Origin of the sequence: Pseudomonas sp. OE 28.3 (genome assembly GCF_014268205.2) — a bacterium.
Taxonomy (GTDB): Bacteria; Pseudomonadota; Gammaproteobacteria; order Pseudomonadales; family Pseudomonadaceae; genus Aquipseudomonas; species Aquipseudomonas edaphica.
On the sequence record NZ_CP077082.1, the window covers coordinates 3,968,940 to 3,981,828 of the forward strand.

The 12,889-nt window shown below is 62.7% G+C and carries 12 protein-coding genes; 2 read left to right on the forward strand and 10 right to left on the reverse strand.

Annotated features, from left to right (window positions below; all coding sequences use genetic code 11):
* Positions 1 to 5: 5 nt before the first annotated feature.
* Both HU759_RS17580 and HU759_RS17585 read right to left on the reverse strand, forming a co-directional pair.
* Positions 6 to 1,538, reverse strand: a complete 1,533-nt coding sequence (locus HU759_RS17580; RefSeq protein ID WP_225933064.1) for an ABC transporter substrate-binding protein — start codon at positions 1,536 to 1,538, stop codon at positions 6 to 8.
* A 311-nt stretch (positions 1,539 to 1,849) separates the two neighbouring features.
* Positions 1,850 to 2,356: a GNAT family N-acetyltransferase gene (locus tag HU759_RS17585; RefSeq protein WP_099549190.1), complete on the reverse strand. Its 507-nt coding sequence runs from the start codon at positions 2,354 to 2,356 to the stop codon at positions 1,850 to 1,852.
* Between the two features lie 179 nt (positions 2,357 to 2,535).
* Here HU759_RS17585 and HU759_RS17590 point away from each other — a divergent pair, with 179 nt between their 5' ends.
* Positions 2,536 to 3,408 (forward strand): undecaprenyl-diphosphate phosphatase, encoded by an 873-nt coding sequence (locus HU759_RS17590; RefSeq protein ID WP_099549168.1) that lies wholly within the window; start codon positions 2,536 to 2,538, stop codon positions 3,406 to 3,408.
* Here the strand turns inward: HU759_RS17590 and HU759_RS17595 are convergent.
* From HU759_RS17595 to HU759_RS17615, 5 genes are all read right to left on the reverse strand, one after another.
* Positions 3,405 to 4,367, reverse strand: a complete 963-nt coding sequence (locus HU759_RS17595; protein WP_138449424.1) for a Dyp-type peroxidase — start codon at positions 4,365 to 4,367, stop codon at positions 3,405 to 3,407. The genes HU759_RS17590 and HU759_RS17595 overlap by 4 nt on opposite strands.
* A 50-nt stretch (positions 4,368 to 4,417) precedes the next feature.
* Positions 4,418 to 5,236 (reverse strand): sugar phosphate isomerase/epimerase, encoded by an 819-nt coding sequence (locus tag HU759_RS17600; RefSeq protein WP_186618372.1) that lies wholly within the window; start codon positions 5,234 to 5,236, stop codon positions 4,418 to 4,420.
* Position 5,237: 1 nt separating this feature from the next.
* Positions 5,238 to 6,437, reverse strand: coding sequence for an FAD-dependent oxidoreductase (locus tag HU759_RS17605; protein ID WP_186618374.1), 1,200 nt, complete (start codon positions 6,435 to 6,437; stop codon positions 5,238 to 5,240).
* Between the two features lie 2 nt (positions 6,438 to 6,439).
* Positions 6,440 to 6,760, reverse strand: a complete 321-nt coding sequence (locus tag HU759_RS17610; RefSeq protein ID WP_017134582.1) for a MocE family 2Fe-2S type ferredoxin — start codon at positions 6,758 to 6,760, stop codon at positions 6,440 to 6,442.
* A 115-nt stretch (positions 6,761 to 6,875) separates the two neighbouring features.
* A complete protein-coding gene (locus HU759_RS17615) occupies positions 6,876 to 7,961 on the reverse strand; it encodes a fatty acid desaturase family protein (protein WP_176992600.1) in 1,086 nt (361 codons plus the stop codon).
* Positions 7,962 to 8,122: 161 nt separating this feature from the next.
* On the opposite strand from HU759_RS17615, the gene HU759_RS17620 reads away from it, so the two are divergent.
* Positions 8,123 to 9,172, forward strand: coding sequence for a LacI family DNA-binding transcriptional regulator (locus HU759_RS17620; RefSeq protein WP_186618375.1), 1,050 nt, complete (start codon positions 8,123 to 8,125; stop codon positions 9,170 to 9,172).
* A gap of 270 nt (positions 9,173 to 9,442) precedes the next feature.
* Here the strand turns inward: HU759_RS17620 and yghU are convergent, their stop codons facing one another.
* From yghU to HU759_RS17635, 3 genes are read right to left on the reverse strand one after another with little or no spacing between them, the layout of a single operon-like run.
* Positions 9,443 to 10,279, reverse strand: a complete 837-nt coding sequence (yghU, locus tag HU759_RS17625) for a glutathione-dependent disulfide-bond oxidoreductase (protein WP_170040808.1) — start codon at positions 10,277 to 10,279, stop codon at positions 9,443 to 9,445.
* Positions 10,280 to 10,281: 2 nt separating this feature from the next.
* The gene (locus HU759_RS17630; RefSeq protein WP_186618376.1) at positions 10,282 to 11,727 is read right to left on the reverse strand and encodes an efflux transporter outer membrane subunit; all 1,446 of its coding nucleotides are present in this window, start codon (positions 11,725 to 11,727) and stop codon (positions 10,282 to 10,284) included.
* The gene (locus HU759_RS17635) at positions 11,720 to 12,889 is read right to left on the reverse strand and encodes an efflux RND transporter periplasmic adaptor subunit (protein WP_177034688.1); all 1,170 of its coding nucleotides are present in this window, start codon (positions 12,887 to 12,889) and stop codon (positions 11,720 to 11,722) included. The genes HU759_RS17630 and HU759_RS17635 overlap by 8 nt, the downstream gene beginning before the upstream one ends.

The window sequence follows — 12,889 nt, forward strand, 5'->3', positions numbered from 1 at the left end:
CCTCGTTAGTGGGCCGCGAGGCTGACGCCCCACAGCCTTGGCGATGACACCGGCCAGGAATGGAAGCCCTTGACGCTGTCGCGCAGCGCCGCGGCTACTGTGCCGTTGTAGATGATCACCATGGGCGTGTCGTGGATCATCATCGAGTGCAACTGGTCGAACAGCGCCTGGCGCTTGGCCGTGTCGCTCTCGCGCACCGCCTCACGCAGTACCGCCTGGGCCTGGGGGTTATCCCAGACCTTGCGCGGTTCCTTGCTCTTGTCACCCATCAGCGAATCGAAGCTGGTAGCGGGGTCCAGGCGCGAGGAGTAAGAGAACGCCATCATCTGGTAATTGCCACTCTGGTAGCGCTCCAGTTGGGTGCCCCACTCCAGGGTTTCCATCTGGATGTTCAAGCCACTGGCCACCGCCATTGCCTGGCTGAGCAGGCCCATGTCGAACATCTGCGAATAGCGTTTATTGACGATCATCTTGATCGGCTGGCCGTGGTAACCGGCCTCTTTCAACAGGCGCTGGGCCAGCTGCGGGTCGTAGCGGTAGCCCTGCTTGGCGGTGGCACTGTAGAAGGGGCTGGTTTGTGCGATGGCCGAGTTGTTCGGCTCGGAGGTGCCGTTGGACAGCGCATTGACCATTTGCCCGTAATCCAGAGAATGGGCGATGGCCTGGCGGATGCGCACATCTTTGAGCAGCGGATCGTTGGTCTGGAACAACAAGCCACAGATGGCCATGATCGGGCTGAATGAAATCTGCACACCCGGTGTGGTTTTCAACTCCTGCGCATCGCTGGCGCTGACATTGGGCAGCAGGTCAATGTTGTTGGACATCAATGCCGCTTTGGCCGACGACGGGTCGGGGATCACCATAAAGCGCACTTCATCCACCAGGGCCTGCTTCTTGCCGGTAAAGCCGTCCGGTGCAGCGTCGTCACGAAGGCTGTAGTCGTGAAAGCGCGACAGCACCACGTATTGCCCGGGTTTCCATTCGGTGAGGCTGAACGGGCCGGTGCCGACAGGGGCTTTCCAACTGCCATCGGCGGCCAGCGAATCGGGGTGCAGGATGCCGCTGCCGGCGCAATCGGGGCGCGCCATCGAAGCCAGGAACAGGCCGCTGGGCTGGTCGAGATGGAACACGACGGTGAGCGGGTCCGGCGTGTCGATGGCGGTGATTTTCGCCCCGCCACGCCCGTCGAATTCGGCCAGGCAACGCCACTGGGTCTTGGGGTTGAGGTAGCGCTCCCAGGTCCACTTCACATCATCGGCAGTTAATGTCGCACCGTTCTGGAAGTGCACGCCTTCGCGTAATTTGAAGGTGTAGGTCAAGCCGTCGTCGGCGCGTTGCACCTCGCGGGCCAGCAACGGGCCAACCGAGGCGTCTTCGCGGTGGGCTACCAGGCCCTCAACGATGTGCAGCATCACGGTGTCGGTATTTTCGTCACGGTTGACGCCCGGCTCGGTGCTGCGGATGTCGGCGTTCAAGCCGACGCGCAAGGTGGTCTGGGCCTGCGCAAAGCCGGCGCCGAGTAAGAGGGTGACGCACAGCGTGCCATTAAGTAAGCGATTCAAGGGAGATGTTCTCCTTCGCACAGAAGCGGCCTGGGGCAGGAGCCGGCTTCAAGCCTGTTTGAGGTCGTTGTTGTTATGGCCTGAACGGGATCAGTGCCGCGGATGTTTTTGTTTTTTTAAATTCGCCCGGACATACTCACAGCATGGAGTCGGCTTGTAAATGTTTTTTTAAGTACTTAAAAACATTAAAACCTTCTATTCTTCAACCGATGATGGTTTTTCAGCGCAATAAAAAAGAGGCCGAAGCCTCTGTGGGTGTAAACCAGCGTGCGCCCGCAGGCGCTCGCTTAATGCAGGACCGCTCGCGTAATCAGGTAACTCACCAACTGCGGGTCATCCTCCAGCTCGAGGGTCTGCACCGGGCGCGGCAAATCATCCAGCACCGCACGCCAGAACGCCTGGGACACTTCATCCTGGTCATAGAAACGCACCAGCCAATCGGCCTGGCCGCTGCTCAACACCTGGGTGGCAATGGCACGGCCAATGCCTTTGCGGCGGTAGCGCTTGAGAATGAACAGGTCGGCCAGTTCCAGGGCGTCGATGCCTGGCAGTTCGCTGCCTTCAATCAGCAGGAAGCCGGCGATATAACCGTCCACCAGCAGCAGGTTGGCGCTCCATTGCGGGTCGTGCCAGTAACGGGTCAGGTGCTCATCGTGGATGTAGAAGCGGCCATCCGCCTCGACATCTTCCTGTTCCCAGTCCGAGGACTCATAGGCGTAATACTGGTAAAGGTTGCGGATCAGCTCGGACGCTTCGGGGCCAGTCTGGATCAGTTCAACGGTGGTTTCAGGCATGGGGCTCTCGGTGACAAAACGCAGGGCGCCATTGTTCACAAAACACGCGCGCAGGCCAATACATTGCATAACCTTTCTGTTTGCTGAACCGATTGCGGATTTGCCCCGTCCAACCGAAATTCCTGAAACATTTAGAATAAACTTCGTCAGCTTCGACCTTTTCCTCAAGGACCTCTATTTTGACCAACGTCTGTTCCGCCGGCCTGGATGTGGGCTTTGCCTCCCTGGATTACCTGCAGATTTTCATCCTGGGTGTGATCCAGGGCATTACCGAGCTGCTGCCGGTGTCGTCCACCGCCCACATGCGTGTGGTGCCCGCCCTGCTCGGCTGGCAAGACCCCGGCTCGGCGTTTTCGGCGGCGATGCAGTTGGCGGCGCTGGCGGCGGTGGTCAGTTATTTCTGGCGCGATGTGCGCCAGGTCACCACGGGCAGCATCGGTGCGGTACGCCGGGGCGACTACAACGACCCGTGGTTCAAGCTGGCGGTGGCGATTGTGCTGGCGACCATCCCCATCGGCATTGCCGGCCTGGCCTTGTCCTCGACCCTCAACAGCTGCAACTCGCCGTTGCGCGGCCTGATGGTGATCGGGATTTCCTGTGTGGTGATGGCGGTACTGCTGGCAGTGGCCGAAGTGCGCGCACGTCACACCCGGGACATGGGCCAGATGCGCCTGCGCGATGCACTGATTGTCGGGGTTGCGCAAATTGGCGCGCTGATTCCCGGCGTATCGCGCTCGGGCTCGACGCTGACCGCTGCGCTGTTCCTCAACTTCAAGCGTGAAGAAGCCGCGCGCTTTTCATTCCTGCTGGGCCTGCCCGCCATCGCGCTGGCCGGTTTGAAAGAGCTGTGGGTGCTGCTGCACGCCGACATGCCCGCCCACGCCTGGCCGCATTTGCTCTTCGGCCTGGTGGTGGCAAGTATCTCGGCGTTCTTCGCGATCTGGGGCCTGATGAAGTTCCTGGAGCGGTTCTCCACCTGGCCGTTTGTGATTTATCGCGCGCTGCTGGGAGTCTTCTTGATTGTGGCGGTCAGCACTGGGTTGCTCAGTTAAGACCCCGGTTGACGGTCGGCCAGCTCTTCAAGCAAATCGGCCGAAGGCACAAAAAACAGGCCGCCGGTCACGGCGGTACTGAAGTCCAGCAAGCGGTCGTAGTTGCCGACCGGGCGGCCGACGAACATGTTTTCCAGCATCAACTCCAGGGGCTGCGGCGAGCGCGCGTAGCCGATAAAGTAGGTGCCGAACTCGCCGGCGCCTGGGCGGCCAAAGGGCATGTTGTCGCGCAGGATTTTCACTTCTTCGCCGTTTTCGTCGGTGATCACGGTCAGGGCGCTGTGGGAGTTGCTCGGCTTGGTCTCTTCATCCAGCTCGATGTCGGCCAGTTTGGTACGCCCGATCACTTTCTCCTGGGCTTCCACCGTCAGCTCGTTCCAGGCGCTCATGTTGTGCAGGTACTTCTGCACCAGCACGTAGCTGCCGCCTTCAAATTCCGCGTCTTCATCGCCGACGATGGTAAAGCCGACGGCCTTGCGCCCCACCGGGTTCTCGGTGCCGTCGACAAAACCGATGATGCTGCGCATATCGAAGTAACGGAAACCCTGGACCTCATCCACCACCTTGACGCTGTCGCCCAGGGCCACCATCAACTGCGTGGCCAATTCGAAGCACAGGTCCATCTGCTCGGCGCGGATATGCAGCAGGATATCGCCGGGCGTCGACGGCGCCATGCGCCCTGGCACACCGAACTCGCGAAACGGGTGCAAGGCCGCCGGGCGTGGCCCACCGAACAGCCGGCTCCAGGCATCCGAGCCGAACCCGCAGACGCAGGTCAGGTTGCCCGCCGGCACGCGCTTGCCCACCGAACGCACCAGCCCGGCGATATCGCCGCACCAGGCGCGCACCTGGTCTTCACTGCCGGGAGCGACGGTTGCAACCATGAAGATCGCGCTGCTGGTGATGGGATGGCAGACGGACTGCGGCTCAAGAGGTGGCTGAACAGGGCAAGTCTTCATGATGAAAGTCCACAGGCTAAGGGCGGTTTTAACCCGCGCAGATTAGCAGATCATCGCTGGCAGCTCTCCCACACCTGGCGAATCAGGGTCTTCAGCTTCAGCGCCTCGGCCCAGCGGTCGCTGATTTCACCGCCGTTTGCATCCGTGATTGCATAGGGCGGCGGGCCCAGCTCACAGGTGAACGACAGGCTATTGGGCGCATCGGGCCGGGCCAGCCAGTCTTCAATCCCGTAGCGCCACCAACCGGTAAAGCGTTCTACCCAGGCCTGGTGTTGGGGGAAACCCACAGAGACCTGCACCTGTTCACTGCTGGCCACTCGCCCGTGAAAGCCCCAGCTGTGGCGCAATATCGTGCGTATCTGCTCGTCGTCCTCGAACGCGCCCGGTTCCGGTAACTCCCGGCCGACGACGTAATGGGACAGGTCGGCGAGCAGTTTCAGGTCGGGCATCTGTGCGAGCAGGTCGAGGGTGAACAGCAGGTCGTTGGTAAGGCGGTAGCGATGGGTTTCCAGCAGGATCGGAAAGTCCACCTGTTCGGCCAGGCGCTGCCAGCCTTCGACCAGGCGGGCCGCCTCGGCCAGCGTGCGCGGGCGCACATCGGCCTGCAGGGTAAGGTGGTGGCAGCCGTAGCGGCTGATCACATCCAGCGCGGCGGCCAGGTCATCCACCGATTGCGGGAACAGTTGGCCTTCGATCTGCAAGCCCCTGGCGCTGGCGGCAGCGTGCAGGCGCGCGACCTCGGCGGGTTTCCAGTAATGATCGGTGATGCCGTCGAAGCCGGCGGCGGCGATGCGATCGAGCCGGGCTTCCAGCGGCCCCGGTTCGGTCTGCATGGCCCAGAGGGATTGGAACACCAGCAATTGGTGCATATCAGCCTCGCAGCACGTGTTTAAGGGAAACGTCCGGGTTGGCCAGGTCGGCCGTATTGAGTGCAATGCGCGCGCTGATCAAGCGTTCGCACAGCTTGATGTCCTTGGCCACGCCATTGCCGAGCGCCCAGCCGCAAGCGCCTTGCAAATGCCCGTCGGTATCCAGGTGGAACAACAGCAAACCACCGCCCGGCAGTGCGCGGCTGACCGTCAGCGGGGTCATCACGCCAACGGTCTGCAAGCCCCAGTCGTACTGGTCGGACCAAAAACCCGGCAGCGCCTCGAACGGCAACTCCCGGCCCAGCATATTCAGGGCGGCGTGGCGGCCTTGGGCTTCGGCATTGCGCCAGGTTTCCTGGCGTTGATACAGGCCACCCAGGCGAAACTCACACACATCGCCCGCCGCATAAATGTTCGGCGCACTGGTGCGCAGTTGCGCATCGACGCGAATGCCCTGCCCCACTTCCAGCCCCGCTGCTGCAGCCAGTTCGAGATTGGGTTGCATGCCAATGCCGACCACCACCCGATCACACGGCAAGCGCTGCCCATCGACCAGTTGCACCGCGTCGGCGTCGATGGATTCGAGTGCCACATTCAAGCGCACCTCAACGCCTTGCTGGCGGTGCAAATCCAGCAGCGCTTCGCTGATCACCGGCGGCAACACCCGGCCCGCCAAGCGTGGGCCTGCTTCAAGCACCGTGACCTGGCAGCCCAGGCCGCGCGCGGTCGCCGCCACTTCCAGGCCGATAAAACCACCGCCGACCACCACCAGCCGCGTGCCGGGGCGCAAGGCGTCGCGCAGGGCCAGCGCCTCATCATGGGTGCGCAGGTAAAGCACGCTCGCCTGCTCCACAGGCCAGCGTCGCGCCCGGCCGCCAGTGGCCAGCAGCAAACCGGCAAAGTCCAGCCATTGGCCGTCAGCCAGTTGCAGCCGGTGCTGGTGCGGCTCCAGGCGCGTAACCGGGTTGCCGGCGATATGTTCGATGCCCAGCGCGGCCATGCGCTGGCTGTCGCACAGGCTGCAACCCGCCAGGTCCGTACTGCCTTGCAGCAAGCCCTTGGATAACGGCGGGCGCTCGTAGGGCAAGTGCGGTTCATCGCCGATCAGGATCAGGCGCCCGGTGTAGCCTTCTTCGCGCAAGGTCAGCGCCGCACGGCCACCGGCATGGCCGGCGCCGACAATAATCAGGGGTGCGTTCATGCTCACGCCGTCACGGCGAGCAGAACCCGCCCCGCTTCGACCCGCACCGGGTAGGTTTTGAGGTTGACGCACACCGGCGCGCCGAGGGCTTTGCCGGAGCGGTAATCAAAGCGCCCGTTGTGCTTGGGGCACTCGATCACGTGGTCCATCACCAGGCCGTCGGCCAGGTGTATTTTCTCGTGGGTGCACAGGCCGGCAGTGGCAAAAAATTCATTCTCGGCCGAGCGGTACACCGCGTAAGTGTGCGGCCCATGGTCGAAGCGCAGCACGTCTTCTTCGTCAATTTCGCCCACGGCGCAGACGTCGATCCATTGATCGTTCATGGCGTTGTTCTCTCTATGCATGGCCTTCCTTGTGGCGAGCGAGCTTGCTCGCGCTGGGCTGCGAAGCGGCCCCAAGGTCGGCAGTCGAGTATTGTCTGAAAGAATGCGGTGGTTTTTATTGGGGCTGCTGCGCAGCCCAGCGCGAGCAAGCTCGCTCGCCACTGTGAGTGGGGCGCTGCACGAAATAGCTCGGGTCGCTGCGCTGCTTCCAGATCGTCGGCAGGATTTCCTTGTACGCCTCAAGAATATTCGCGTACGGCGGCGGGCAGTCGCTGCGGATCTCTTCGTGCAGTTGCGCCAAGGCGTGGTACGGCACCATCGGGTACATGTGGTGTTCGAGGTGGTAGTTCATGTCCATGTAGATAAAGCGCAACACGCGATTCATGTAGATGGTGCGGCAGTTGCTGCGATGGTCCAGCACATCCTCGGCCAGGCCCACATGCTGGGTGAGGCCGAACAGGTAGCCGAGCCAGGCGCCATACAGGCTCGGCAGGCCGACCAGCATCAGTGGCAGCCAGCTGTGCAGGTACAACGCGGTGCCGATCACCAGCGCATAAATGCCGACCCAGATCCGCGCAGCGCGGAACACCTTGGGCCATTCGGACTCGGGGATAAAGTCCTGTTCCTGGGCGCTCATCTTGCCGATCGCATGGCGCGCCACGCCGCTGAAGGTTTTCCAGGCCAGCGGCAGGTTGAACAGGCTCAGGCCCATCATCAACAGGCTCGGCGGGCGCGGCTCGACGATCTCCGGGTCACGCCCGACCACGATGGTGTCGGTGTGGTGCCGCGCATGGCTCCAGCGCCATACATGCGGCTCGAAAATGCACATGAAGCTCGCCACCTGGTACAGCCCATCATTCATCCAGCGGGTCTTGAAAGCGGTGCCGTGGCCGGTCTCATGCCAACGCGGGTTGGACGCGGTGCCGTAGAGCACGCCGTAAGCCATAAAGAATGGTACGCAGGCCCACGAGCCCCAGAACCAGTAGCCGCCAAACCCCGTGACCAGCAACGCCGACACCCACAGGGCTGTGTCGAGCAACGCCGGGCCGTCACGGCGCTGCATCAGTTCTTTCATGCGTTTGCGCGAGATCGGCGATTGATACCAACTGGCCGAGACCAACCCCTTTTCTGCGGCGCGGGCAGCTTCAGGGCCGGTGAGGCTGTAGTCGCGCCGGGCGCGGTGAGGCGTGTGTTCAGGCATTGTTATTGTTCTCCGCAAGCGGTGGGTAACTGGTGCTTTGCGAACAAACCATAGAGCGCGGATAAATCCGCCTCAAGGCCTTGAATCCATTCCCTATCAAGCTATCATCCAGGCCCAGCGAGGCTTGATAGTTTTCTATCAAGACGCTTGAGAGGCCTGTCATGAATAATAATAAACGCCCGACCATCGCCACCGTTGCCGCCCAGGCGGGCTTGAGTGTGGCCACCGTCGACCGCGTACTCAACGCCCGAGCGCCGGTGAATCCGCAGACCGCCGAACAGGTGTTCCAGGCCGCCGAAGCCGTGGGTTATTTTGCTGCACGGCTGATAGGCCAACGCATTCGTGAGCGGCGCCCCACCTACCGTTTCGGCATCCTGCTGCTGGGCACCGCCCAAGCGTTTTACGCCAACCTGGCGCAGTCGATCAGCACGGCCGCGCAGCAGCACGCTACAGCCAACCTGACCTGCCAGTTCGACTACATTCTCGACCGCACACCCAGCGCCATCGCCGCGCAAATCGAGCAACTGGCGGTGCAATGCGACGCGCTCGCCGTCGTCAGCTTCGCCCACCCGTTGATCAACGCCACACTGGCGCAGGTTCGCGAAGCCGGCGTGCCGGTGGTTGCGCTGCTCTCGGATATCCAGGAACAAGCCTTGGAGCCGTATGTGGGCCAGGATAACCACGTGGTCGGGCGCACCATGGGCTGGCTGCTGGCGCGCACCTGCGGCGCACGCAAAGGCAGCGTCGGCATCCTGTTGGGCGGCCATCGTTTTCTCGGCCACCAGGCGCGGGTTGAAGGCTTGCACAGTTACCTGGCCGAGCATGCGCCGGGGCTCAAGCCGCTGGAACCGCTGATCAACCTGGACAACAGCGACATCACTGAAGAAGCCACCCTCGACCTGCTCACCCGCCACACCGACCTGCGCGGCCTGTGCGTGGTGGGCGGCGGCGGTGACGGCGTGATCAATGCCCTGGCACAGCTGCCCAAACGGCCGGCGCTGTGCTGCATTTTGCAGGAGTCCACCGCGTTGTCGCGTGAGGCGCTGAGCCGGGGTTTGATTGATGTGGTGATGGACTCACAGCCACGGCAGACGGCGACCGCGCTGATCGAATTACTGGTGGAGTTGCAGGCCGCCGAGGCCTTCGATCCACTGCGGCACAGAGTGCATATCCCACCGCAGATCGTGACCTCGGAGAACCTGTCCAACTGATACACAACGATCAAAAACTGGCCCACCGCAATCGCAGGCAAGCCAGCTCCCACAGTTTGATCGAGTTTCAGTCCAAAATCGGTGTATTTCAACCGCCTCGGCCAGCGCAACGTGTGGGTGCAGTTCGAGCAGCGCTACAAATAGTTTGGAAGAATATGGAGGTCCAAAGGTGGGAGCGGGCTTGCCCGCGATAGCGGTGGGTCAGTTGCAAATTTATCGACTGACACTCCGTCATCGCAGGCAAGCCAGCTCCCACAATTTGACAGCGTTTCAGTCCAGATCGGTGGCGTCGTGCCGCTCAGCCAGTTGCTCCGCAGGCTCGCCGGACACCCGATTCACCCGCCGCCCACGCTGTACCGCCGGACGTGCTTCAATCGCCTCGGCCCAGCGCAGCACGTGCTTGTACTCGTGCACCGACAAAAACTCCGCTGACGCGCCGTACAAACGGCCTTTGACCAAGCCGCCATACCACGGCCAGATCGCAATATCGGCAATGGTGTACTCATCGCCGGCAATGTACTCACTCACCGCCAGGCGCTGGTCGAGCACGTCCAGTTGACGCTTGGTTTCCATGGCGAAGCGATTGATCGGGTATTCCATCTTGCTCGGCGCATAGGCGTAAAAATGCCCGAAGCCGCCGCCCAGGTACGGCGCGCTGCCCATCTGCCAGAACAGCCACGACAAACACTCAGCCCGCGCAGCAGGCTCGGTGGGGAAGAACGCGCCGAATTTCTCGGCCAGGTATTGCAGGATCGCACCCGACTCGAATACGCGAATCGGCGTGTCACCACTGTGGTCCATCAACGCCGGGATCTTGGAGTTGGGGTTGACTGCCACAAAGCCGCTGCCGAACTGGTCGCCATCGCCGATCTTGATCAGCCACGCGTCATATTCCGCGCCGCTGTGCCCCAGGGCCAGCAGCTCTTCGAGCAGGATGGTGACCTTCTGCCCATTCGGCGTGGCCAGGGAATACAGCTGCAACGGGTGTTTGCCGACCGGCAACTCTTTCTCATGGGTCGCACCGGCAATGGGCCGGTTGATGCTGGCGAAAGTGCCGCCACTTTCGGTGTCCCAGGTCCACACCTTCGGGGGTAGGTAGTCGGTCATGCTCACTTCTCCTTGATTTGAGTACTGTTCGATGCAGCCAGTTGGGCCACGTTCCATCCGCCGCCCAGCGCCTTGATCAGGCCCACATTAGCGCTTAATTGCTGGGTTTGCAGTTGCAGCACACTGCGCTTGGCTTCCAGCGCAGCCACTTGGGCGGTGACCACATCCAGATAAGCCACGGCGCCCTGGCGATAACGCGAGGTCGACAGGTCTTCGGCGTATTGTGCGGCAGCGGCAGCGTCACGCTGGTCATCCAGGGCGCTGCCCAGGCCCGTAATCTGCAACAGGTTGTCTTCCACTTGCTCGAAAGCACCCAGCACTACGCCACGGTATTTGGCCGCGGCTTCGTCAGTGGCGGCCTTGGCAATATCGACCTGGGCCTGGCGCGCGCCGCCATCAAAGATTGTGCCGACCAGCGACGGGCCGATGGCCCAGAACAGGTTGGGTGCGCTGAGCAAACGCGCAAACTCATCACTCTGATAACCGCCCTGGGCGCTCAAGGTGATCTGCGGGAACCACGCGGCCTTGGCCACTCCGATCCGCGCATTGGCCGACGCGATGCGACGCTCGGCAGCGGCAATATCCGGGCGGCGTTGCAGCAGGCTCGACGGCACGCCCGTGGGCACGTTGGGCAAGGCAATCGGCGCCACATTCACGGCGACGGTATAGGTTGAGGCGGACTCCCCCAGCATCGCCGCAATCGAATGCTCCAACACCGCCCGTTGCACCAGGCTCTGGTTCAATTGCGACTTGACCGTCGACAGCTGCGTGCGCGCCCGCGCCACGTCCAGCCCGGACACGATCCCGCCGCCGTGCAAGCCTTCGGTCAGGCTAAGGGCTTTGGTGTAGGCGTCGCGGGTCTGTTCCAGCAGTTGGTTCTGCCAGTCGATACCGCGCAGGCGGATGTAACTGTCAGCCAATTGCGCTTGCAGGCTCAGGCGTACCGACGCCAGGTCGGCCCTGGCCGCCTCCGAGTCACTGATGCCGGCCGCAACCGTGTCGCGCACGCGGCCCCACAGGTCGACTTCATAATCCACCTCCAGGCCCAATGTCGCGGAGTTATAGACGTCCGGCGAGGTGGCCGAGCGCAGCGGTTTGGTGCCCGACTGGCGAATACGCTGGCCGCTGCCGATGGCCGAGAGCTTGGGGAACAGCCCCGAACGGTCCTGGGCCAGGAACCCCTGGGACTGCTGGTAATGCGCGAGTGCCGCGCTCAGGTCCGGGTTGTTTTTCAGCAACTGCTGCTGCATCGCATCCAGCTGCGGGTCGTTGTAGATGCGCCACCAGCCGTCTCGGTTGGCCTGGTCGTCGGGCGCGCCGACCGTCCACGGGCCTTGGGTGTGAAACTGCGCGGCGACAGGTGTTTGCGGCACTTCAAGCGGCGGCGCCAACGAGCAGGCACCCAGGCTCAAGGTGGCGAGCAGGCCCAGCAGGTTGCGCTTAGCCATGGGGTTTGGCCTCGACGGAAGCGGCAGCCAATTGCACCGAATCATCATCGGCCAGGCCATCCGGCGGCGTATCGATCACGCGGTCAGCCGCTTGCAGGCCGCTGGCGATCTCCACGCTGTCGCCAAAGTCACGGGCGATGGTGACGGTCTTGAAGTGCACATGGTCCTGGCTGTCGAGGGTGGCGACGCGCATACCCTTGTCATCGAACACCAGGGCACTGGACGGTACGCGCAGCACGTCGGCCTGCACCGGCAAATCAAACTGCACGCTGGTGTAGCCACCGGGCAGCAGGCGGCCGCCGGGGTTGTCCACCAGCAGTTGCACCAAGGTGCTGCCGGACGCGGCGTTGACCGCATCGGCGGTGGCGATCACCTTGCCGGTGAAGGTTTCGCCGCGATACTCCGGCACGCTCAGGCGCGCCGTGGTGCCTTCGCGAATCTGTGGCGAGAAGGTCTGCGGCACCTGCACATACACGCGCAGACGGCTGACATCGGCCACCGCAAACAGCTCTTTGCCGGCGGTGCCGCCAGCGCTGATCAACGCGCCCACGTCGGTACTGCGCGCGGTGACTACACCGGCAAACGGCGCGACCAGATGCTGGAAGCCCTTGGTCGCCACCAACTGCTCGACATTGGCTTTGGCCGCCGTCACTTTGGCCTGCTTGGCGGTCAGGTCGCCGGTGCGCTCGTCGACGTCCTGACGCGACACCGAGTCGGTCGCGAGCATCGCCTGCCAGCGCTTGGCGGTGGTATCGGCCAGGTGTTCATCGGCCTGGGCTGAGGCCAAAGTGGCACGGGCTTGCAGCAGTTGCTGGTCGAGTTCCGGGGTGTCGATTTCGGCCAATACCTGGCCGGCTTTGACGCGCGAGCCGATGTCGACATTCCAGGATTTCAGGTAGCCGTTGACCCGGGCAAAAATCGACGCGCGCGAATAGGCTTCCATACGCCCCGGCAAGTTGAGTACCGGGCCTTGCGCTTGCACCACCGGCTTGACCAGGTTGACGCTGGGCAGCGCCTGCGCGTCGGTCCAGGTCTTGAGATCCCGGGATTCACTGGCACGCACGCTCAGGCCGACACCGACGATGACCACCACCGTCACCCCGCCCACGATCAGCCACAGCAGGCCACGGGACGACTTTTTTTCAGCAATGGAAACGGACAT